Annotated in this window: 20 protein-coding genes, 1 tRNA gene and 1 pseudogene; 5 read left to right on the forward strand and 17 right to left on the reverse strand. The window is 66.7% G+C overall.

Translation table 11 applies throughout. The annotated features are described in order from the left end of the window. Positions 1 to 121 precede the first annotated feature (121 nt). The 4 genes and pseudogenes from rimM to tpiA form a co-directional block, all read right to left on the reverse strand. Positions 122 to 598, reverse strand: coding sequence for a ribosome maturation factor RimM (gene rimM / locus M9978_RS01780; protein WP_254291130.1), 477 nt, complete (start codon positions 596 to 598; stop codon positions 122 to 124). 171 nt (positions 599 to 769) lie between these two features. Next, positions 770 to 1,228, reverse strand: a pseudogene (gene rpsP, locus M9978_RS01785) (30S ribosomal protein S16); the annotation flags it as partial. 38 nt (positions 1,229 to 1,266) lie between these two features. Continuing rightward, on the reverse strand, positions 1,267 to 2,763 hold the full coding sequence (gene ffh, locus M9978_RS01790) for a signal recognition particle protein (protein ID WP_254291132.1): 1,497 nt from the start codon (positions 2,761 to 2,763) through the stop codon (positions 1,267 to 1,269). A 157-nt stretch (positions 2,764 to 2,920) separates the two neighbouring features. Then, positions 2,921 to 3,667 (reverse strand): triose-phosphate isomerase, encoded by a 747-nt coding sequence (gene tpiA / locus M9978_RS01795; RefSeq protein ID WP_254291133.1) that lies wholly within the window; start codon positions 3,665 to 3,667, stop codon positions 2,921 to 2,923. 127 nt (positions 3,668 to 3,794) lie between these two features. Here tpiA and M9978_RS01800 point away from each other — a divergent pair, with 127 nt between their 5' ends. Beyond that, positions 3,795 to 5,747, forward strand: a complete 1,953-nt coding sequence (locus tag M9978_RS01800) for a peptidylprolyl isomerase (protein ID WP_254291134.1) — start codon at positions 3,795 to 3,797, stop codon at positions 5,745 to 5,747. A gap of 3 nt (positions 5,748 to 5,750) precedes the next feature. Continuing rightward, a complete protein-coding gene (gene trpE, locus M9978_RS01805) occupies positions 5,751 to 7,256 on the forward strand; it encodes an anthranilate synthase component I (protein WP_254291135.1) in 1,506 nt (501 codons plus the stop codon). A gap of 9 nt (positions 7,257 to 7,265) precedes the next feature. Here the strand turns inward: trpE and M9978_RS01810 are convergent, their stop codons facing one another. From M9978_RS01810 to M9978_RS01830, 5 genes are all read right to left on the reverse strand, one after another. Then, the gene (locus tag M9978_RS01810) at positions 7,266 to 8,195 is read right to left on the reverse strand and encodes a hypothetical protein (RefSeq protein WP_254291136.1); all 930 of its coding nucleotides are present in this window, start codon (positions 8,193 to 8,195) and stop codon (positions 7,266 to 7,268) included. Between the two features lie 78 nt (positions 8,196 to 8,273). Further along, entirely contained in the window at positions 8,274 to 9,191 is a 918-nt protein-coding gene (locus M9978_RS01815) for a DUF808 domain-containing protein (protein ID WP_254291137.1), read from the reverse strand. A gap of 115 nt (positions 9,192 to 9,306) precedes the next feature. After that, positions 9,307 to 10,578: an ATP-dependent Clp protease ATP-binding subunit ClpX gene (clpX, locus tag M9978_RS01820; RefSeq protein WP_254291138.1), complete on the reverse strand. Its 1,272-nt coding sequence runs from the start codon at positions 10,576 to 10,578 to the stop codon at positions 9,307 to 9,309. Between the two features lie 107 nt (positions 10,579 to 10,685). Beyond that, positions 10,686 to 11,357 carry an ATP-dependent Clp protease proteolytic subunit gene (locus M9978_RS01825; protein WP_302053739.1) on the reverse strand — a complete coding sequence of 224 codons (672 nt, stop codon included), beginning with the start codon at positions 11,355 to 11,357 and terminating at the stop codon, positions 10,686 to 10,688. A 107-nt stretch (positions 11,358 to 11,464) separates the two neighbouring features. Further along, a complete protein-coding gene (locus M9978_RS01830) occupies positions 11,465 to 12,388 on the reverse strand; it encodes a glycosyltransferase family 2 protein (RefSeq protein ID WP_254291139.1) in 924 nt (307 codons plus the stop codon). Positions 12,389 to 12,482: 94 nt separating this feature from the next. Here M9978_RS01830 and M9978_RS01835 point away from each other — a divergent pair, with 94 nt between their 5' ends. Further along, the gene (locus tag M9978_RS01835; RefSeq protein ID WP_254291140.1) at positions 12,483 to 13,079 is read left to right on the forward strand and encodes a DUF4328 domain-containing protein; all 597 of its coding nucleotides are present in this window, start codon (positions 12,483 to 12,485) and stop codon (positions 13,077 to 13,079) included. A 60-nt stretch (positions 13,080 to 13,139) separates the two neighbouring features. Here the strand turns inward: M9978_RS01835 and tig are convergent, their stop codons facing one another. After that, entirely contained in the window at positions 13,140 to 14,756 is a 1,617-nt protein-coding gene (gene tig, locus M9978_RS01840) for a trigger factor (protein WP_254291141.1), read from the reverse strand. A 68-nt stretch (positions 14,757 to 14,824) separates the two neighbouring features. Beyond that, positions 14,825 to 14,909 (reverse strand) — tRNA-Leu (locus M9978_RS01845). 147 nt (positions 14,910 to 15,056) lie between these two features. Between M9978_RS01845 and M9978_RS23005 the strand changes: the two genes are divergently transcribed. After that, the gene (locus tag M9978_RS23005; RefSeq protein WP_302053740.1) at positions 15,057 to 15,248 is read left to right on the forward strand and encodes a hypothetical protein; all 192 of its coding nucleotides are present in this window, start codon (positions 15,057 to 15,059) and stop codon (positions 15,246 to 15,248) included. A gap of 4 nt (positions 15,249 to 15,252) precedes the next feature. On the opposite strand, the gene M9978_RS01855 is transcribed toward M9978_RS23005, so the two are convergent. The 3 genes from M9978_RS01855 to M9978_RS01865 are packed head-to-tail and all read right to left on the reverse strand — an operon-like array spanning position 15,253 to position 17,761. Next, a complete protein-coding gene (locus tag M9978_RS01855; RefSeq protein WP_254291142.1) occupies positions 15,253 to 15,846 on the reverse strand; it encodes a hypothetical protein in 594 nt (197 codons plus the stop codon). Further along, positions 15,846 to 16,994, reverse strand: a complete 1,149-nt coding sequence (locus M9978_RS01860; protein ID WP_254291143.1) for a M48 family metallopeptidase — start codon at positions 16,992 to 16,994, stop codon at positions 15,846 to 15,848. Before M9978_RS01860 ends, M9978_RS01855 begins: the two co-directional genes overlap by 1 nt. 5 nt (positions 16,995 to 16,999) lie before the next feature. Further along, complete coding sequence (locus tag M9978_RS01865) at positions 17,000 to 17,761, reverse strand: hypothetical protein (RefSeq protein ID WP_254291144.1); 762 nt, start codon at positions 17,759 to 17,761, stop codon at positions 17,000 to 17,002. 153 nt (positions 17,762 to 17,914) lie between these two features. On the opposite strand from M9978_RS01865, the gene M9978_RS01870 reads away from it, so the two are divergent. Then, the gene (locus tag M9978_RS01870) at positions 17,915 to 18,127 is read left to right on the forward strand and encodes a hypothetical protein (protein WP_254291145.1); all 213 of its coding nucleotides are present in this window, start codon (positions 17,915 to 17,917) and stop codon (positions 18,125 to 18,127) included. Between the two features lie 15 nt (positions 18,128 to 18,142). Here the strand turns inward: M9978_RS01870 and gatB are convergent, their stop codons facing one another. Genes gatB through gatC form a run of 3 tightly spaced genes read right to left on the reverse strand, consistent with a single transcriptional unit; the run spans position 18,143 to position 21,370 of the window. Further along, a complete protein-coding gene (gene gatB, locus M9978_RS01875; protein WP_254291146.1) occupies positions 18,143 to 19,597 on the reverse strand; it encodes an Asp-tRNA(Asn)/Glu-tRNA(Gln) amidotransferase subunit GatB in 1,455 nt (484 codons plus the stop codon). Between the two features lies 1 nt (position 19,598). Continuing rightward, positions 19,599 to 21,083 (reverse strand): Asp-tRNA(Asn)/Glu-tRNA(Gln) amidotransferase subunit GatA, encoded by a 1,485-nt coding sequence (gatA, locus tag M9978_RS01880; protein ID WP_254291147.1) that lies wholly within the window; start codon positions 21,081 to 21,083, stop codon positions 19,599 to 19,601. Beyond that, complete coding sequence (gene gatC / locus M9978_RS01885) at positions 21,083 to 21,370, reverse strand: Asp-tRNA(Asn)/Glu-tRNA(Gln) amidotransferase subunit GatC (protein WP_254291148.1); 288 nt, start codon at positions 21,368 to 21,370, stop codon at positions 21,083 to 21,085. The genes gatA and gatC overlap by 1 nt, the downstream gene beginning before the upstream one ends. Positions 21,371 to 21,470 lie beyond the last annotated feature (100 nt).

Raw genomic sequence — 21,470 nt, forward strand, 5'->3', positions numbered from 1 at the left:
AGGACGTGGCGAGCGGCATGGTGGACCCCGGCACAAGGCCGGGGTGACGGAGAAGTGTGGGGAGAGCAACGGCCAGTCAAGCCGGGATGACGGGAAGTGTGCGTGGGGAACGCGGTGGCACTTACTCGGCCCAGCCGTCGGCGACGGTCAGCGTCGTGTCGTCCCAGGCGGGCACGGCTTCGGGGCGCATCGGGATCATGAAGCGCTTGCCGTCGGGCTTCTCGATTTCGATCACATCGCCCGCGCCGAAATTCTCGACGGTCACGACCGTGCCGATCGCCGCGCCGTTTTCCGCGACAGCGGGAAGGCCGATCAAATCGGCGTGATAATATTCGCCATCGGCCAGCGGCGGCAACGCATCGCGCGGGACGCTGAGTTCGGTGCCGCGCAGCGCCTCGGCGGCGTTGCGGTCGGCGACTTCGGCGAAGCGCGCGATCGCGCCGTTATTGCCGGGACGTACCGATTTGAGCGTCAGCGCGCCGCCGTTGAAGCGGCGGTGCACCGACAGGTCCTCGGCGAAGACCTTGAGACGGACCTCCCCCGTCACGCCGTGCGCGCCGATGACGACAGCGAGCGTGACAGGAGAGTCCTTGGCCAAGGCTCAGCCCTCGGCCTTTTCCTCGGTGGCTTCGGCGGCCGGAGCCTCCTCAGCGGCAGGCGCCTCGGCAGCAGCTTCCTCAGCAGGTGCTTCGGCAGCGGCTTCCTCGACCGGAGCCTCGGGGGTCGCTTCCTCGATCGCCTCGGCGGCGACTTCGACGGTCTCGGCCTGAGCTTCCTCGACCGCTGCCTCCTCGGCAGGGGCCTCTTCAGCGGCTGCTTCGACGGCGGGCTCTTCGACCACCGGCTCCGGCGCAGGCGCGGCAGCGGCCTCGGCGGCGGCTTCCTCGGCTGCCTTCAGCTTCTCGGCACGCTCCTCGGCGCGCTCGACGGCCTTCTCGCCCGGCTTGCCCTTGGTCGGGTTGTTCTTCGCGGCGCGCTCCTTGACGCCGAGCACGTCGAGGAAGCGGGCGACGCGGTCGGTCGGCTGCGCGCCGACGCCCAGCCAATGCTTGGCGCGGTCGGTGTCGAGGATGATGCGCTTCTCGTCATCCTTGGCGAGCAGCGGGTTGTAAGTGCCGATCTTCTCGAGGAACTTGCCGTCACGCGGGCTGCGCGCGTCGGCAACGACGATGCGGTAATAAGGGCGCTTCTTCGAACCGCCACGCGACAGACGCATGCTGAGTGCCATGGTATTTCTTCCTTCTTCGTAATTCTAAACGGTTGAAACTATTTCTTCTTGTTCAAAAGCTTGGCGAGGTCGGGCGGCAGGTCCGCGCCGCCGGGCAATCCCGGCAGGCCGCCACCGGGGCCGCCCAATTTGCCCATCATGTCGCCCATCGCGGGACCGCCGAGCGCATTGCCGAGGCCGCCAAGTCCGCCTCCTGGGCCGCCCTTGCCGAGCATCCCCAGCATCCCCTTGAGACCGCCCATCTTCTTGATGCGCTTCATCGCGGTGGACATTTCCTGGTGCATCTTGAGCAGCTTGTTGACGTCCTGAACGGTCGTGCCCGAACCCTTGGCGATGCGGATCTTGCGCTTGGCGTTGATCAGCTCGGGCTTGGTGCGCTCCTTGGGCGTCATCGACGTGATCATCGCGTCCATGCGCAGCAGGATGCGCTCGTCGACCGCGCCATTGGCCATCGCCTGCTGCGCCTTCTTCATGCCGGGGATCATGCCGGCGAGCGCGCCGATGCCGCCCATGCGGCGCATCTGGCCGAGCTGGCTGCGCAGGTCGTTCATGTCGAACTGACCCTTGGCGAGCCGCGCCGCCATCTTCTCGGCGTCTTCGGCCTCGATCGCCTGCGCGGCCTTTTCGACCAGCGACACGACGTCGCCCATGCCGAGGATGCGGCCGGCGACGCGCTGCGGGTGGAACGGCTCGATCGCGTCGAGCTTCTCGCCGACACCGGCGAACTTGATCGGCTTGCCGGTGACGGCGCGCATCGACAGCGCCGCGCCGCCGCGCGCATCGCCATCCATGCGGGTGAGCACGACGCCGGTCAGCGGCACCTGCTCGCCAAAGCTTTGCGCGACGTTGACGGCGTCCTGACCGGTCAGGCTGTCGACGACGAGCAGGATTTCCTGCGGCTTGGAGATATCGGCGACCGCCTTCATCTCGTCCATCAATTGCTGGTCGACGTGGAGACGGCCCGCGGTGTCGAGCATCAGCACGTCGAAGCCCTGAAGCTTCGCGGCCTGGAGCGCGCGGCGGGCGATATCGACCGGCTGCTGCCCGGCGACGATCGGGAGCGTCGCGCCCTCGATCTGCGTGCCGAGGATCGCGAGCTGCTCCTGCGCGTTCGGGCGGTTGACGTCGAGCGACGCCATCATGACCTTCTTGCCCTGCTTCTTCAGAAGCTTGGCAAGCTTGGCGGTGGTGGTGGTCTTGCCCGAGCCTTGCAGGCCGACCATCATCACGACGGCGGGCGGGGTGACGTCGAGTTCGAGTTCGGCCGTATCGGGGCCGAGCATTTCGATCAGCGCGTCGTTGACGATCTTGACGACCTGCTGGCCCGGCGTGATCGAGCGGAGGACCTGCTGGCCGACGGCCTTTTCGGTGACGCTGTCGACGAAGCTGCGTGCGACCGGCAGCGCGACATCGGCCTCGAGCAGCGCGATCCGCACTTCGCGCATCGCGGTCCGCACATCCGCTTCGGTCAGCGCGCCACGGCCCTTGAGACGGTCGAAAACGCCGCCAAGCCGTTCGCTCAGGCTATCGAACACTCGCTTCTCCAACATGCTCCGGGGACGAAACGCAAAACACGCCGGCGGACGAAACCTCGTCGGCCAGCGTCACCCACATGGGGTGGCAATGCGTCACGTTCCAGGAACGATCGAGGGGCCCTTAACGCCCGCAGCCGTCAAACGCAACCGTTGAGCGTCAGAGCGACGCCGCCGCCTCGATGATCGGCACGAACTTGTCCGCGGTCAGGCTCGCGCCGCCGACCAGCGCGCCGTCGACATCGGCGCAGGCGAGCAGCGAGGCGGCGTTCGCGCCATTGACCGAGCCGCCATAAAGGATGCGCAGCTTGCTCGCAGCGTCCGTGCCGAGCAGGTCGGTCAGCTTCGCGCGGATCGCGCCGTGCATCGCCGCCACGTCGGCCTCGGTCGGGGTGCGGCCGGTGCCGATCGCCCAGACCGGCTCATAGGCAATGGAAAGCCATGCGCCGTCCGCGCCATCGGGCAGCGAGCCGGCAATCTGTGCGGTGACGACCGCTTCGGCCTGCCCGGCGTCGCGCTCGTCGAGCGTCTCGCCGACACACAGAATGACGTCGAGCCCGTGACGATGGCCGGCCTCCGCCTTGCCCTTGACGTCAGCATCGGTCTCGCCCTGATCGGCGCGGCGTTCGCTATGGCCGACGATGACGAGCTTCGCACCCGCCTCGACCAGCATCGGCGCGGCGATGTTGCCGGTGTGGGCGCCGCTGTCATTGGCGTGGCAGTCCTGACCGCCGACCGGCATCGCGCCGGCGACTGCGACGGCGGGGGCGATCAGCGTGGCGGGAAGGCCGAGCGCGACATCGACGCCGGGATGGGCAGCGGCGGCCGCGGCGATCGCCTCGACCTGCGGCAGCGAGGCCTTGAGGCCGTTCATCTTCCAATTGCCCGCCACCAGTTTGCGCCGCATGCCTGCCCCTGTCCGTGAATGTCCGAATTTGGACATGCCACTAGGCAAGCCGATCGACGCGCACAAGCTTGATGGAAGCGAGTGGTGACCCTAAAGCACCGCGATCCAAGTTTCTGATCGGGACTCCATGCTCACTTTCCTCCGCCGCATCCTGTTCTCGACCGCCGGCAAGATCGTCGCGCTGCTGCTGCTGATCGTCATCGCGGTGGCGTTCGCGCTGGGCGACATCACCAACCTTGGCGGCGGCGGGGGGCCTTCGGGCGGCGCGCTGGTGCAGGTCGGCGACAAGAAGGTGACCGAGGCCGAGCTGCGCCAGCGGCTCAAGACCGCGCTCGACCGTGTGCGCCAGCAGCAGCCGATGCTCGACATGACCCAGTTCGTGAACAGCGGCGGGTTCGATCAGGTGCTCGAACAGATCGTCAATGGCCTCGCGCTCGAGGAATATGCGCGGCGCAACGGCATGGCGGTGTCCAAATCGGCGGTGGACGGCGAAATCGCCTCGATCCCGGCGTTCCAGGGGCTCGACGGCAAGTTCAGCCAGGCGAAGTTCGACCAGATCCTCGCGCAGGAAGGGCTGACCGCGGACCAGCTGCGCGCCGATATCGCGCGCGAGACGCTGGCGCAGTGGCTGGTCGGACCGACGATCGGCGCGACGCAGGTGCCGACGCAGTTCGCGACGCCCTATGCCTCACTGCTGCTGGAGCGCCGCAAGGGTTCGGTGGGTTACATTCCGATCACGGCGATTGCACCCGGCGCCACGCCGACCGATGCCGAACTGACCGCCTTCTACAAGCGTAACGGCAGCCGCTACACGCTGCCCGAGCGCCGCATCGTCCGTTACGCGGTGGTCCGTCCCGAGCAGTTCGCCGAGACGGCCAAGGCGACCGACGCGGAGATCGCGGAGGCCTATCGCAAGGACGCGGCGAAATATGCGGCCTCGACCCGCCGCCAACTTTCGCAGGTGATCGTCGCCGACCAGAACGCCGCCAATGCGCTGGCGGCCAAGGTCAAGAGCGGCACCGGACTCGCCGCCGCGGCGAGCGCCGCCGGGCTCAAGGCCTCGACGGTCGACAATGCCGAGAAGGCGTCGTTCGCGCGTGCCAGCAGCCCCGCGATCGCCGATGGCGCCTTCGCCGGCGCACCGGGCACCGTAGTCGGGCCGCTCAAGTCGCCGCTCGGCTGGCATATCGTCAAGGTCGAGAAGATCGAACAGGTCGCCGGAAAGCCGCTCGAAGCGGTGCGCGGCGAACTCGCTGCCGAGATCGCCAAGCGCAAGGAGGCCGAGATCCTCGCCGACCTGCGCGGGCGGATCGACAACGGCCTCGCCAACAATGCGACGTTCGACGAATCGGTCGCCGACGCCAAACTCAAGGCCGAGACGACGCCGGCACTATTCGCCGATGGCCGTCCGACGCAGGTTTCTGGGCAGGACGCGACGGCCCAGCCCGATCCGATGCTGGCGCAGATCGCGCAGGGCGGCTTCGCGATGGAGCAGAATCAGGAACCGCAGCTGATCCCGCTCGGCCAGGACGGCAGCTTCGCGCTGATCAAGGCCGAGCGCATCTTCCCCGCCGCACCGCGCCCGTTCGCCGAAATCCGCGACGCGGTGGTCAAGGACTTCACCGCCGACCGCCAGCTGCAGGGCGCGCGCAAGGCGGCTGCGGCGGTGCTTGCCGATATCGGCAAGGGAACGCCGATCGCCGATGCGCTCAGGAAGACCGGGCTCAGCCTGCCGCCGCTCCAGCCGCTCGACGCGTCGCGCGGCCAGCTGGCGCAGATGGGTGCGCAGTTGCCGGCGCCGGTGCGGCTGATGTTCAGCATGGCCGCGAAGAAGGCGAAGCTCACCGAATCGCCCAATGGCGGCGGCTATTGGGTGGTGTGGCTCGACGAGATTCAGGAGGGCAACGCCGCCGGCAACCAGCCGCTGATCGCGCAGACGCGCGGCCAGCTCGGCCAGATGCTCGGCGCCGAATATGTCGAGCAGTTCGCCGCCGCCGTGCGCAAGTCGGTCGGCGTCAAGCGCGACGAGGCCGCGATCGCGCGGCTGAAGGCGTCGCTCGGCGGCCAGAGCGGCAACTGAGGCATGCTGGAGGGCGTTGACGCCGCGCGCGCGGCCCTCGCAGCGGGACGTCCGGCGCTGGTATGGCGGCGCGAACTGGCCGACACCGACACGCCGGTCGCCGCCGCGCTCAAGCTGATCGAGCCGGGCCGCGGGGACTTCCTGCTCGAATCGGTCGAGGGCGGCGCGGTGCGCGGGCGGCACAGCCTGCTCGGCCTCGCCCCGGACCTCGTCTTCCGTGCGCAGGGCGAAGCGGCGGAAATCAACGCCGACTGGCTGAGCGACCGCGCGGCGTTCCGCGCGGCGGACAAGCCGACGCTCGAAGCGATGCGCGAGCTGGTGCAGGCCTGCCGGATGGACGTGCCGGCCGAGCTGCCGCGCGCGTTGGCCTGTCTGGTCGGCTATTTCGGCTACGAGACGATCGGGCTGGTCGAGAAGCTGCCGCGGGCCGCCAACGATGTGCTCGGCCTGCCCGACATGATCTTCGTGCGGCCCACGGTGATCCTGATCTTCGACCGGCTGGCGGACAGCTTGTTCGTCGTCGCGCCGGTGTGGCCCGATGCGGCGAAGGATGCCGACGCGCTGATCGCCGCCGCCGCCGAACGGATCGATGCGACCGCGGCGAAACTCGCGACCGCCCCGCTGCCACCGCGCATGACCGCCGATCCGCTCTCGGTCGAGCCGCAGCCTGCGCTCGATCCGGCCGACTATGCGGCGATGGTGGCACGGGCGAAGGACTATATCTCGGCGGGCGACATCTTTCAGGTGGTCCTCGCACAGCGCTTCAGCGCGCCCTTCACGCTGCCGCCGATCGAGCTGTATCGCGCGCTGCGGCGGGTGAACCCCTCCCCCTTCCTCTATTTCCTCGACCTGCCCGGCTTTGCGCTGACCGGGTCGAGCCCGGAAATCCTCGTCCGCGTGCGCGACGGCGAAGTCACAATCCGGCCGATCGCCGGCACGCGCCCGCGCGGCAAGACGCCGGAGGAGGACGCGGCGAACAAGGCGAGCCTGCTTGCGGACGCCAAGGAACGCGCCGAGCATCTGATGCTGCTCGACCTCGGCCGCAACGATACCGGGCGCGTGGCGGAGGCGGGCAGCGTGCGCGTGACCGACAGCTACACGGTCGAATTCTACAGCCATGTCATGCACATCGTGTCGAATGTGGTCGGCAAATTGCGGCCCGATGCCGACGCGCTCGACGCGCTGTTCGCGGGTTTCCCGGCGGGCACGGTCAGCGGCGCGCCCAAGGTTCGCGCGTGCGAGATCATCGCCGAACTGGAACAGGACGAGCGTGGCCCCTATGCCGGCGGTGTCGGCTATTTCTCGCCCGACGGCTCGATGGACAGCTGCATCGTGCTGCGCACCGGCATCGTCAAGGATGGCACGCTGCATGTGTCGGCAGGCGCGGGCATCGTCGCCGACAGCGTGCCCGAATATGAGCAACGCGAGTGCGAGGCCAAGGCCGGCGCGCTGTTCGCCGCGGCACGCGAAGCGGTGAAGCGGGCGAGCGAGCCGGGTTTCGGGCAGTAGGTCGCCGGCTCAGGGTCTGGCGGCGATTTCGGCCTCTGCCCTGGCCTTGGCCGCCGCCATGCGGCGCGCGATGCTCGCGGCCTGCTGCCCGGCATCCCCCTCGGCCATGTTCCCGCGCATCGTATAAAGGCTGGCGATGAGGCCCCGGTCGCTGGCAGTCAGCGCGGCAGGCGACGGCGTCACCTGCGGATCGAACAGGGACAGGATCGAATCGAGCGCGACCTTGCCGTTGGCCGGTGGGCGAGCGCCGGTAAAGGCGCGGAACGCGGCGTAGTCGGCAAGCTGGCGCACCGATTTCCCCGATGCCGAGCGTTTGTCCATGATCACGACCGCGTTGACCGCGACGGTGCGGGTCGGCGTTTCGTAAACGGGTGGATTTTCCGGCGCCGATCTGGCGCTCTTCACCAGCCCCATTGCGCCGACATCGTCACGCAGCACCAGCTGACGCCAGGCACGGATCGACCCGGGCTGAAAGGCGGTGGCCCGGTCACCGTCGCCAAGATCGGAAAAGAACATGCGATAACGGCCGCGCATATATTTCATGAACGTGTCCGCATCGGCGACGAACATGACGAGGATATTGGCCTGGCATTTGGCCTTTTTGGGCCGCGGCACGGCGGTCTCTGCGGCGACCTCACGGATGCGGGCCTGCATCGCCTGCGCGACTTGCGGCGACAGGCCGATCACCTCGGGGCAGACGGGATCGACGAAGCGGGCATATTGGCCCTCCTGCGCATCCATCACCTGGGTGACGAAGGTCTCGATGACCTTTTCAGCCGCGCGAGTCTTGCCAGTGACCACGATCGACGGATCCTGCGCCGGCTCGGGCGCATTCGACTGGCCGGCGTGAGCGTGCGCGGCCAGGAGGCAGGCCGCCAGCACGCCGCATGCCCGGACGCCACCCGTCGTTCGCGCCCGAGAGCTCCGCTGCCACCCCATGCCGCGTCCTCCCCCAAAAGCCGGGGGTATAATGGCTGATAAATATGATTTAACAAGGGTGAGGCGAAACGGCTGCGGCTAGTGCTTCTTGTGGAAGAATTTCCCGATCACCACCGCGATCACCGCACCGACCGCCAGCCCGACCACGCCCGACGCCAATGCCGTGACCACCCAGCCCAAAAGACCGCCGCCGGCGGCCTCGGCCCAGTGATGGATCACTTCCTCCGGCGCATGCCAGCCGAGCTGGTTCGCGCCGTGGACCAGGATTCCGCCGCCGACCCAGATCATCGCCGCGGTGCCGATCGTCGACAGCGCGCTCATCACGATCGGCATGCCCTTGACCAGTCCGCGCCCGACCGCGCGCGTGAAGGACAGGCGCCGTTCCGCCAAATGCAGCCCGATATCGTCCATCTTCACGATCAGCGCGACCACGCCATAGACGCCGATCGTGATCGCAATGCCGACGATGGCGAGGACAACGCCCTGCTCCCACACCGGCTTGGCGCTGACGTCGGCCAGCGCGATCGCCATGATTTCGGCCGACAGGATCAGGTCGGTACGGATCGCGCCAGAGACCTTGTCGGCTTCGAGATGCGCCGGGTCGCCGACCGCTTCGGCCTCGTGCAGTTCGGCGTCGTGACCGCCAAACGCCTCGATCACTTTCTCAGCGCCCTCGAAACACAGGAAGGCGCCGCCGAGCATCAGCAGCGGCGTGATCGCCCAGGGCGCGAGCCAGCTGAGCAGCAGCGCGGCGGGGAGCAGGATGACCAGCTTGTTGAACAATGAGCCGCGCGCGATCTTCCAGATGATCGGCAACTCGCGCTGCGGCGACAGGCCGGTGACGTAGCGCGGCGTGACCGCGGTGTCGTCGATCACCACGCCGGCGGCCTTGGTTCCAGCCTTCCCCGCCGCCGCCCCGACATCGTCGAGCGACGCGGCGGCGAGCTTGGTGATCGCGGCGACATCGTCGAGCAGCGCGGCGAGACCTGAAGGCATGAGATCAATTCCCTGAAAATCGAACGGCTGAATCGAAACGGGCGCCGGTTGGTCCGGCGCCCGTCGAATGTTTCAAAAGGCCGAAAGGTTCAAGCCCGAGGATCAGGCCCAAGGATCAGGCGGCGTCGCCCGATCCCGTCTTCTTCTTTTCGGCATAGACGCGGATCGGCTCCTTCGAGCCCAGCACGACATCCTTGTCGATCATCACCTCGTCCACCCCGTCCATGCTGGGCAGGTCGAACATCGTGTCGAGCAGGATGCCTTCGAGGATCGAACGCAGGCCGCGCGCGCCGGTCTTGCGCTCGATCGCCTTCTTGGAGACCGACACCAGCGCATCGTCGGTGAAGGAGAGCTTGACGTTCTCCATCTCGAACAGCTTCTGATACTGCTTGACCAGCGCGTTCTTCGGCTCGGTCAAGATCTTGATCAGCGCATCGACGTCGAGATCCTCGAGCGTCGCGACCACCGGCAGGCGGCCGACGAATTCGGGGATCAGGCCGAACTTGAGCAGATCTTCCGGCTCGGTCTGGCGCAGCGTCTCACCGGTGCGGCGCTCCTCGGGCGAGGCGACATAGGCGCCAAAGCCGATCGACTTGCCCTGCAGACGATCGCCGATGATCTTTTCGAGACCGCTGAACGCGCCGCCGCAAATGAACAGGATGTTGGTCGTGTCCACCTGCAGGAACTCCTGCTGCGGGTGCTTGCGGCCGCCCTGCGGCGGGACGGAGGCGGTGGTGCCTTCCATCAGCTTGAGCAGCGCCTGCTGCACGCCCTCGCCCGACACGTCGCGCGTGATCGAGGGATTCTCGGCCTTGCGCGAAATCTTGTCGATCTCGTCGATATAGACGATGCCGCGCTGCGCCCGCTCGACATTGTAGTCGGAGGCCTGAAGCAGCTTGAGGATGATGTTCTCGACATCCTCGCCGACATAGCCGGCTTCGGTCAGCGTCGTGGCATCGGCCATCGTGAACGGCACGTCGAGGATGCGTGCCAGCGTCTGCGCGAGCAGCGTCTTGCCGCAGCCGGTCGGGCCGACGAGCAGGATGTTCGACTTGCTCAGCTCGACATCGGCGCCCTTGGCGCCGTGGTTCAGCCGCTTGTAGTGATTGTGCACCGCGACCGACAGCACGCGCTTCGCGCGGAACTGGCCGATGACGTAATCGTCGAGGACGTCGCAGATTTCCTGCGGGGTCGGGACGCCGCCATCCTTCTTCGAGACGAGCGCCGATTTGGTCTCCTCGCGAATGATGTCGTTGCACAGTTCGACGCACTCATCGCAGATGAACACGGTCGGGCCGGCGATCAGCTTGCGCACTTCGTGCTGCGATTTGCCGCAGAACGAACAGTAGAGCGTGCTCTTCGAATCGCCGCCACTCAGCTTCGTCATTCAGTCATCCTTTGCGTGCCAAGGCGGTTACGCAGCCCGGCATCCTACACCCGGGATCATCCCCGGCAATCAAAAACGCCTTCTAACGCGTCAAGGTGAGCAGGCGATTAAGCCGCGCCGCTCTCGCCGTCGGTCGGCTGCGGGCGCTTGTCATACACTTCGTCGACAAGACCGAACGCCTTGGCTTCGTCCGCCTCGAGGAAGGTATCGCGGTCCATCGCCGCCTCGATCCGCTCAAGCGGCTGACCGGTATATTTGACGTACAGCGCGTTCATCCGGTCCTTGATGCGCTGGATTTCCTTGGCCTGGATCTGGATGTCCGACGCCATGCCCTGCGCCCCGCCAGAGGGCTGGTGGATCATGATGCGCGAGTTGGTCAGCGCCACGCGCAGCCCCGGCTCACCGGCGGCGAGCAGGAAGCTGCCCATCGACGCGGCCTGACCGATACACACCGTGCCGACGCGCGGGCGGATGTATTGCATCGTGTCGTGGATCGCCATGCCGGCGGTCACCACGCCACCCGGCGAGTTGATGTACATCCAGATATCCTTCTTCGGGTTCTCGGACTCGAGGAAGAGCAGCTGGGCGGTGATGACCGAGGCCATGTGATCCTCGACCCCGCCGGTCACGAAGATGATCCGCTCGCGCAGCAGGCGCGAATAGATGTCGAAGCTGCGCTCGCCGCGGCTCGACTGTTCGATGACGATGGGAACGAGGCCGCCGGTGACGGGATCGCGCGTGAAGCCGCCGGGGGTCATCTGACCGGAAAGGGGATGCATAGGTGGGGAATCTCGTATGTCTGTTTTTGCCCGTCGCCTACATCGGCGCTCGATCCCCAAGGCGCAAGGGGGGAAGGCGGTGAACGGTTTGGGTTAGCGGAGCGATATCATCGCAGCGGTCCGGGCTGGGCGAGATAGGCGAGCCGCCGCATCTCGCGCCGGCCGCGCACCACGGTATCGAGGATCAGGCCCGCAAACAGGCTGAGCGCGGAGAGAATAACAAGGCCGGTGGCGAGAATCGCGGTCGGGAACCGCGGCACGAGGCCGGTATCGGCATAGGTGATCGCCAGCGGCACGGACAGCACTACCGCCACCGCCGCGAGTAGCGCCGCGACGATGCCGAAGAACAGGATTGGCTTCTCGATGCGGTAGAGCGTCAGGATCGTGCGGCCGATGCGCAGGCCGTCGCTGTAGGTCGACAGCTTCGACGCCGATCCTTCGGGCCGCGCGAGATAGCGCGTTTCGACCTCGCCCACCGGCATCTTCAGTTCGAGCGCGTGGACGCTGATCTCGGTCTCGATCTCGAACCCGGCCGAGAGCACCGGGAAACTCTTCACGAAGCGGCGCGAAAACACGCGGTAGCCCGAAAAGATGTCGGTGAAGCTGCGCCCGAACAGCCGCGCGAGCAGCCCGGTCATCGCGCGGTTGCCGAGCACATGACCGCGGCGATAGGCGTCCTGCGCCTCGTGCACGCGGGTGCCGACGACCATGTCGAGGCCCTCGCTCAGCACCTTGTCGATCATCGCGGGCGCGGCAGTGGCGTCATAGGTCGCGTCGCCATCGGCCATGACATAGATGTCGGCGTCGACATCGGCGAACATGCGGCGGACGACATTGCCCTTGCCCTGCATCCGCTCGCTGCGGACGATCGCACCGGCCTCGCGCGCAACCTCGATCGTGCGGTCGCGGCTGTTATTGTCATAGACGTAGATCGCAGCGCCGGGGAGCGACGCGCGAAAGGCCGCGACGGTCTGCCCGATCGCGGCCTCTTCGTTATAGCAGGGCAGGATCACTGCGATTTTCGGAGCCATGGCGCTCCCATAGGACCGAAATGGTAACGATTCGATCATTTTCCTTTGATCCGAGGCGTGGACGACTTCATCCTCCGACATAGGGGGAAGCATCGTGCGCGTTCACCAGCTGGAAATCCTGAGCTTCATCGTGATGGCGATGGTTGCGATCAGCGGCTTGAGCTCGCTCGTTGTCTTGAGCTGGGAAGCCCTGCACGCTCCCAGCTTCGTCAAATATGCGTCACCGCATTCTGATGCGATCGATATCGGCGCCGTTGCGTTCCTGTTCGCGACGGCGATCATATTCGGCCGCTGGATCTATGTCGCGGGAACCAATGCGATCGAACTTGGCCATGACGACCTCGAATTCAGTCCAGCGTCCCGCATCTGGTGGTTTGCCGTCCCAGTCCTTTGTCTTTTCAAGCCGTTCGAGGCCATGCGCGAGTTGTGGAATGCGAGCCACGGCGAAGTTCAATACAGCAAGAATGCGTCCACGGTGACGATCTGGTGGGCCTTGTGGCTGGGGTCGACCTTGTCCGGGTTGATGGCGGGCGTGTTCGAGGGCGTGGAAGACGGCGGCAGCGAGCTGCTGTGGTGGATCGACGCTGTCGTCGTCGCCGCACTGTCGGCTGCCGCAATCATGCTGGTGCGTGGGATCACCGCAGCGCAGGGGCGACCGCACGTAATGCAGTTTGCAGATATATTCGCCTGAAGCGAAAACCCCGCCGGTCACGGGACCGACGGGGTTTTGATTTGCTCAAGTCAGTTTGACTTAGTCCGCCTTCTTCTTGGCAGGTGCCTTCTTCTTCGGCGCCGCCTCGGCGGGCGCTTCCTCGGTCTTCGCAGCCTTCTTGGCCGGAGCCTTCTTGGCGGGCGCTTCGGGAGCGGCTTCCTCGGCCTTGGCTTCCTTCTTCGGCGCGGCCTTCTTCGCCGGCTTCACGTCCTCGGCGGCGGCTTCGGCTGGAGCCTCGTCCTTCTTCGCCTTGGCCTTCTTGGCCGGCTTGGCGTCGTGATCATGGTCGTGGCCGCAGCCCGGACCATGGACGTGAGGAACGGCGCCCTCCTCGCTCTCGATCGCGGCTTCCAGCTCCTCGCGAGTCACTTCGCGCTCGCTGATCTCGGCCTTGCCGAACAGGAAGTCGACGACCTTGTCCTCATAGAGCGGCGCGCGCAGCTGGGCTGCCGCCATCGGCTCCTGCTGGATATACTGGAAGAAGCGCTGCTGGTCCTCCGGGCGGTACTGCTGCGCGGCCTGCGCGATCAGGCGGTTCATCTCCGCCTGAGTCACCTCGACGCCGTTCGCCTGGCCGATTTCCGAGAGCAGCAGACCGAGGCGCACGCGGCGCTCGGCGATCGCGCGGTAGTCGTCGCGATCCTTCTCCAGCTCAGCCTTGGCCGCCTCGACGTCTTCCTCGTGGCCGGCCTCATGCTCGAGCTGCGCCCAGATCTGCTGGAACTCGGCCTCGACCATCGACGGCGGGACGGGGAAGTCGTGGCCCGCGGCGAGCTGGTCGAGCAGCTTGCGCTTCATGTGCGTGCGGGTGAGGCCACCGGTCTCGTTCTCGAGCTGGCCCTTGAGGATGCCGCGCAGCTGCTCGAGGCTCTCGAGGCCGAGATTCTTCGCGAAATCCTCATCGATCTTGGTTTCGCCCGCGGTCTGCACCTTGGTGATCTTGAGGTCGAAGGTCGCGGGCTTGCCGGCGAGATTGTCGGCGCCGTAATCCTCGGGGAAGGTCACGCTGATCTGCTTCTCGTCGCCGGCCTTCACGCCGACGATCTGGTCCTCGAAGCCGGGGATCAGGCGGCCCGAGCCGATCTCGATCGCCATGGCCTCGCCGGTGCCGCCCTCGAACGCGACGCCGTCGACCTTGCCGACGAAGTCCATCGTCACCTGGTCGCCCTGCTTCGCTTTGTACTTGTCGGCAGCGTCTTCCCACGCCTTTTGCTGGCCCGCGATCTGCGCGAGCTGCGCGTCGATCGCGCTCTCGTCGGTCGGGATCACCAGCCGCTCGAGCTTCAGCCCCTCGATCGAGGGCGCCGGCACGTCCGGCAGGACTTCCAGCTCGACCTTGACCTCGGCGTCGCCGCCGGGGGCGAATTCGCCCTCCAGGCTGACCGACGGCTGCATCGCGGGACGCAGCTTGTTGTCGGCGATGATCTTCTGCACGCCTTCCTGAATCGTCGTATTGAGCGCGTCCTGGGTCAGCGCCTCGCCGTGCATCTTGCGCACGAGATTCGCCGGCACCTTGCCGGGGCGAAAGCCGGGCATGCGGATGTTCGGCGCGACCTTCTTGACCTCGGCATCGACGCGGCTGTCGATGTCCTTGGCGGTGATCTTCAGGGTGTAGGCGCGCTTCAGGCCTTCGTTCAACGTCTCAACGGTCTGCATTTTGCTCAGGCTTCCTGCTCTGGAAGTGGAATCGGTTTCGCGGCGTCCGCTCTCGCGCCGGGCGGGACTGGTGCGGGCGAAGGGACTCGAACCCCCACATCTTTCGATACTGGTACCTAAAACCAGCGCGTCTACCAGTTCCGCCACGCCCGCATCCAGGGACACCGCAGGTCGGGCGCGTCTATAGCAAGCGATACCCCGGGGGCAAGCGGCGATGCGTCATCACGCGCCGGACGCTTTCGGACGGCCGATGAACCCGCAGCCCAGCGGCGCGTTGGAGGGCGTGAAGGAGTTTTCCCGATGCCCGTCGAACCGCCCATCCCCGGCCCCGCCGAACCCAGCATCCCGCCGCCCGAGGCGCCCCCTGCCCCGCAGCCAGGCCAGCCCTCGCCCGGCGCGCCGGAGATCGAGCCCCCTGCCCCCGACATCGACGTTCCCGCGCCGCAGCCGCAGGGCGACCCGCCGGGCGCGCCGATCCAGCCGGTGGCGTGAGGGGTCAGCCGACCTTCGCGCTCGCCACCACCGCGCGGTAGTCGGCGATGTTGCGGTCGTAATAATGGATCTTCGGTGCTTCGAAGGTGATCATGTAGAGCTGACCGTTGACGATCGCCCCGGTCGCCTCGCCCGAGCGCCGCACTTCCTCGTTCTGGATCGTGAAGCTGTAGGTGAAGCGAAAGCCCGGCTTGCCCGCGAAGGTCGCAGGTTCGACCGAATCGACCGAGAAGAGCGAGGTCGAATTGGCGATGCGATAGCTCGATTCGAACATCGCCACGACATCGGGCGCCAGCATCTTAGCGTCGAACTTGGGCAGCGGCTTGTTCTTCTTGTCGACCTCGCGGAACAGCGTCTGCCCGGCGGGGATCGCGGTGTAGAAGATCAGGTCGTTGAGCGTGTTGCCGTCGAGCGTCCACGCCTCGGCATTGCGGCCGAGCCGCGCGCCGAGCCGGTTCCAGGCGATGCCCGGCGTCACCGTCAGCGCCGACTTGCGGATCAGCTGCGGCTGGCCGGCCGGCATCAGCTTGAACCCGGCCATCGCCGGCGCGGCGGCGAGCAGCGCGGCACCGCCCGCGATCATCAGAAACTTGCGCATCACGAACTCTCCCCCGCCAGCATGGCGATCATTGCCTTGTCCTTCGCCTCCGGCCGCAGCCGCAGATATTCCTTGAGCGCCGCTTGCCCCTCGGCGCTCTTGCCCGAGCGCAGCAGCGCCATGCCGAGCCCGCGCTGCGCCTCGACCGGTGCGCCCCTGGCCACCGCATCGGCATAATAGCCTGCCGCCTTGTCGAAATCGCCCGCGGCACCGCGCGCGCGATGCAGCTCGCCGCGCGCGAACAGCAGTTCGGCGGTCCAGCCATCGCTCGCCAGCTGACCGAGCAACAGGTCGGTCGCGCCGAAATCGTTGAGCTTGATCTGGTCGTCGATCAGGTCGGCCCAATAGGGCGCCAGCGCCGCGCGATAGCTGTCCTTGCCGCGCCGCCGTTCGCCACCGGCGGGCAAGGCGGCGGCCTGTTTCTTGAGGTCGGCCTGCCGCTCGACGCTCGGCGGGTGAGTCGCGAACATCCCGCCTTCGCTGCGCCGTTTGCGCTTGCGCTCGGCGGCGGTGGCGTCGAATTCAGCGAGCATCTGGCCCCAGATCTGCGACGCCGCCTCGGGATCGTAGCCGCTGGCCGACAGTGCGGTCAGCGAGCCGCTGTCCGCCTCGCGCTCCATCTCGCGCGAGAAGCTGAAGATCGACCCGAGCATGCCCAATGAGATGATTCCGGCAAACGGGACGATCGCCAGCCACGCCGCCGCGTTGGTCTTGTCCTTGATGTTGCGGAACAGCCGCAGCGAATGGCGCTGGCGGTAGTGTGTATGTTCGTGGGCCAGCACCGCCGCCAGCTGCGCCTCGTCGCGCACGCGCAGGAACAGGCCCGACCAGATCTGCATCATGCCGTTGGGCGCCATGCTGGCGTTGAAGAACGGGGTGCGCGTGATGTAGATGCGAACGCCCGCGCATTCGCTCGGCCCGACCGCCTTGCAATAGACCGACCGGACATAGTCGTTGAGCGCGGGATCTCGGATCACGAAGTTGGACGCCTTGAGCTTGCGCTCGGCATCCTCGACCTGCATCCACAGCCCGCGTTCGTCCTCGTCCTGCGGCCCGGTCGCCGCCGTCGGCGCGGGCGCATCCTGTGCCGTGGCGGGCATGCCCGCCAGCACCACCGCTGCCGCCGTGATCGCCGATACGAAGCGCATCGCGGTCAGCGCGCCTTGGCCGCCACCGTGGTGGCCTTGCCGCCCTCGCCCGGGCGGCTCGGCATCGACGCCATGATCGCATCGACCATGCCCTGCGCACCCTCGGCCTCGCGCACGTCGCCCTTCGAACCGCGGAGTACGTTGAACCACACGACATTGCCGGTCGAAAGCTCGACCAGCGAGGCGTAATAGACGTGCTGCCCACCGCTGGTGATGATGCACATGCCGATGAGGCAACCGAGCATGCCCGCGACCTGCACCGCCTTGCGGCTGGCGCTGGCGAAATTATCGCGGCCATAGAAGAACAGCGCGTAATTGGCGCCCGACGCCTCGCCCAGCTTCTGCGCGCCCGGGCCGAGCGTCCAGTCGAACTGGTCCTTCTTCGTCGGCAGCTTGGCGCCATAATATTTGTAGGTGACGATCGCCTCGGCCACCGCGCGGTGCAGCGCCTCGTAATCGGCGACGAGCTGGGCGTTGCCTTCCTGGCTCTCGTCGATCGGCTTGAGTTCGATGTTGCGCGACTTGTGCGCCGACTCCATCGCCTTGGCGAGGTGCTCGCGCGCTGCCTTGGTCCAGTCGGCATTGGGCTCGACCATGCCGCCGGCCTGCAGCTCGCCGACTTCCATGTCGGGGCGCATCAGCACGATCGTCACCGGCTTGTCGGCGGGCAGCGCATAGCCCTGCGCGGTGAAATCCTTCGGCCCCGCCGCCGCCGGCGACGTGACCAGCGCCGCCGCGGCGACACCAAGCGCGAGTCTTTTGAGCATCCTTCCCCCTCGGCGCCGACTCATCCCCAGCGGCGCAGTCTCAATCGATACCGGCTGCGCGGCGACTGACAAGATGGATTTTTGCGTGCCGGTTCAATGTCCTGCGCGGACCCGATCGTCCGCCGCTTCGTTGATGGCGCAAGGAGAAATGCCATGACCGACCGCGATCCCCATCCCGACAGCCCGCCTGAAGCCGATCACGACCGCCGCAGCGATCTGGAACAGGCGACGACCGGCACCAATCGCGACATCGAACAGGTGGAGGAAGCCGAAAGCGGCGTCACGTCCGAACCGCCCGAAGGCGTCGACGGCGCGGTCGGCGGGACCGGCGGGGTGACCAAGAATCAGGAGGAAACGGCGCAATAAAGCGCCGCTCCGGGGTCAGCCGTCGAGCGCTTTTTTCAGCAGGTCGTTGACCACGCCCGGGTTAGCCTTGCCCGCCATCGCCTTCATCGTCTGGCCGACGAAGAAGCCGAAGAGCTTGTCCTTGCCCGAGCGGTATTCGGCGACCTTGTCGGCGTTGGCGTCGAGCACCTTGGCGATCTCCGCCTCGATCGCGCCGGTGTCCGAGGTCTGCTTGAGGCCGCGCTCCTCGACGATCTTCGAGGGGTCCTCGCCGGTTTCGAGCATAATCTCGAACACCTGCTTGGCGAGCGTATTCGACAGTGTGCCCTCGGCCACCAGCCCGAGCAGTTCCGCCGCCTGCGTGGCCGAAACCGGGCTGTCCTCGATCTGCTTGCCGAGCCGGTTGAGCGCGCCGAACAGCTCCGACGTCACCCAGTTCGATGCCGCCGGCCCCTTGGCGCCAGCGTCGAGCAGCGCATCGAAGAAGCGCGCCGACTCGACTTCGGCGGTCAACACGCTGGCGTTGTAGGGCGTCACCCCCAGCGCGACGTAGCGCGCGCGCTTGGCGTCGGGCAGTTCGGGCAGCGATTTGCGGCAATCGTCGAGGAAATCGTCGTCGAGTTCGAGCGGGAGCAGGTCGGGATCGGGGAAATAGCGGTAATCATGCGCGTCTTCCTTCGAGCGCATCGACCGCGTCTCGCCCTTGTCAGGGTCGAACAGGCGCGTTTCCTGGACGATCTTGCCGCCATTTTCGATCACGTCGATCTGGCGCAGCGCCTCGATCTCGACCGTCTGCATGACGAAGCGGACCGAGTTGACGTTCTTGGTCTCCGTGCGCGTACCGAACGGCTCGCCCGGCTTGCGGACCGAGACGTTGACGTCCGCGCGCATCGAGCCCTGATCCATATTGCCGTCGCACGAACCGACATAGCGCAGAATCGATCGCAGCTTTGCCAGATAAGCTCCTGCTTCGGCAGGCGAACGCATGTCGGGTTTCGACACGATTTCCATCAGCGCCACGCCCGAGCGGTTGAGGTCGACATAGGAGCGCGTGGGATGCTGGTCGTGCATCAGCTTGCCGGCGTCCTGCTCGACATGGATGCGCTCGACGCCGATCGTCTTGGTCTCGCCCTCGACGTCGATCTCGACCTCGCCCTCGCCAACCAGCGGATGGTAGAGCTGGCTGATCTGATAGCCCTGCGGGAGATCGGCGTAGAAGTAATTCTTGCGGTCGAAGCGCGACCATTTGTTGATCTGCGCGTCGATCGCCATGCCGGTGCGGACGGCCTGACGAATGCACTCGCGGTTCGGCACCGGCAGCATGCCCGGCATCGCGGCATCGACCAGACTGACCTGCGTGTTCGGCTCCGCGCCGAAGGTGGTCGCCGCGCCCGAGAACAGCTTGGCGTTGGACGTGACCTGAGCGTGGACCTCGAGGCCGATCACGACCTCCCACTCGCCGGTTGCGCCCTTGATACGATAGTCGCTCATCTTACCACCACTGCTCCGGCCGCGCCGTGAATCCCGCCCGCTGCTCGATCGCGAGGCCGGCGTTCAACACGCCCTGTTCGTCAAGCGGTTTGCCGATGATCTGGAGACCCAGCGGCAGTCCGGCCTTGTCCAGCCCGCCCGGGACCGACATCGCCGGGATGCCCGCGAGGCTCGACGGCACCGTGAACACGTCGTTCAAATACATCGCCAATGGATCCGCCGATTTCTCGCCCAGCGCAAACGCGGCGCTTGGCGCGGTCGGCGTCAGCAACAGGTCGCAGTCCAGCCACGCCCGCTCGAAGTCGCGCGCGATCAGCGTGCGGACCTTCTGCGCCTGGGTGTAATAAGCGTCGTAGAAGCCCGCCGAGAGCACATAGGTGCCGATCAGGATGCGGCGCTGCACTTCCGGCCCGAAGCCGGCGGCGCGGGTCGCCGCGTACATATCCTGCAAATTCGCGCCGTCGGGCAGCTCGCGCTGGCCGTAGCGCACGCCGTCATAGCGGGCGAGGTTGGACGACGCCTCAGCCGGAGCGATGATGTAATACGCGGGCAGCGCATATTGCGTATGCGGGAGCGAAACCTCGACGATCTCCGCGCCCGCGTCCTTCAGCCAGTCGATGCCCTGCTGCCACAGCGCCTCGATCTCGGACGGCATCCCATCGACGCGATATTCCTTTGGAATGCCGATCTTCTTGCCGCGCAGGTCGCCTGACAACCCCTGTTCCCACTTGGGCACGTCGAGCTTGAGCGAGGTGGCGTCCTTCGCATCGAAGCCGGCCATCGCCTCGAGCATGATCGCGCAGTCGCGAACGTCGCGCGCCATCGGCCCGGCCTGGTCGAGCGACGACGCGAACGCCACGACGCCCCAACGCGAGCAGCGGCCATAGGTCGGCTTGATCCCCGAAATGCCGGTGAACGCCGCGGGCTGACGGATCGAGCCGCCAGTGTCGGTGCCGGTCGCCGCCGGCACCAGCCGCGCGCTGATCGCCGCCGACGAGCCGCCCGACGACCCGCCGGGCGCGAGCGGCGCGTTGCCGCCGTCCCGGCGGCGCCAGGGCGAAATCACATTGCCGAAATAGCTGGTCTCGTTCGACGAACCCATCGCGAACTGGTCGAGGTTGAGCTTGCCCAGCATGCCGGCGCCCGCGTCCCACAATTTCTGCGAGACGGTCGATTCATAAACCGGCTTGAACCCCTCCAGCATGTGGCTGGCTGCGGTGGTCTGCACGCCCTTGGTGCAGAACAGGTCCTTCATGCCGATCGGCACGCCGGCGAGCGGCTTGAGCACCTCGCCCGCCGCACGCGCCGCATCGGCCTCGCGCGCTGCGGCCAGCGCATGTTCGGGCGTCTCGACGATGAAGGCGTTGAGCTGCTTGGCAGCGCTCACCTTGACGATGAAGGCGTCGGCGACTTCCTTGGCGGAAAACTCGCCCGAGCGGATGCCGTCGCGCAGCGCAGCGACGCCGAGATTGGTGACGTCGCTCATTATTCGATCACCTTGGGCACGGTGAAGAAGCCATGCTCGCCGGCCGGCGCATTGGCCAGCACGTCGTCGCGCATGTCGCCGTCATTCACGACATCGTCGCGCAGGCGCAGCGTGTTGGGGATCACGGCGGTCATCGGCTGAACCGACGAGGTATCGACCTCGCCGAGCTGCTCGATCCAGCCCAGGATGTTGTTGAGTTCGGGCACAAGGCGCTCGGCGTCGCCATCGCTGATCGCGATGCGCGCAAGGCTCGCGACCTTCTTCACGGTTGCGGTATCTACGGACATGGGGCGCGGCTAGCCCCTCGCCGTCGAAGTTTCAACCAGAGCGTGAGGTTGCATCCTTCGCAACCATCGCGCACGGGAACGCGGTTGCAGCGCCTTTGGT

The organism is Sphingomonas tagetis, assembly GCF_024211275.1.
Lineage (GTDB): Bacteria > Pseudomonadota > Alphaproteobacteria > Sphingomonadales > Sphingomonadaceae > Sphingomonas > Sphingomonas tagetis.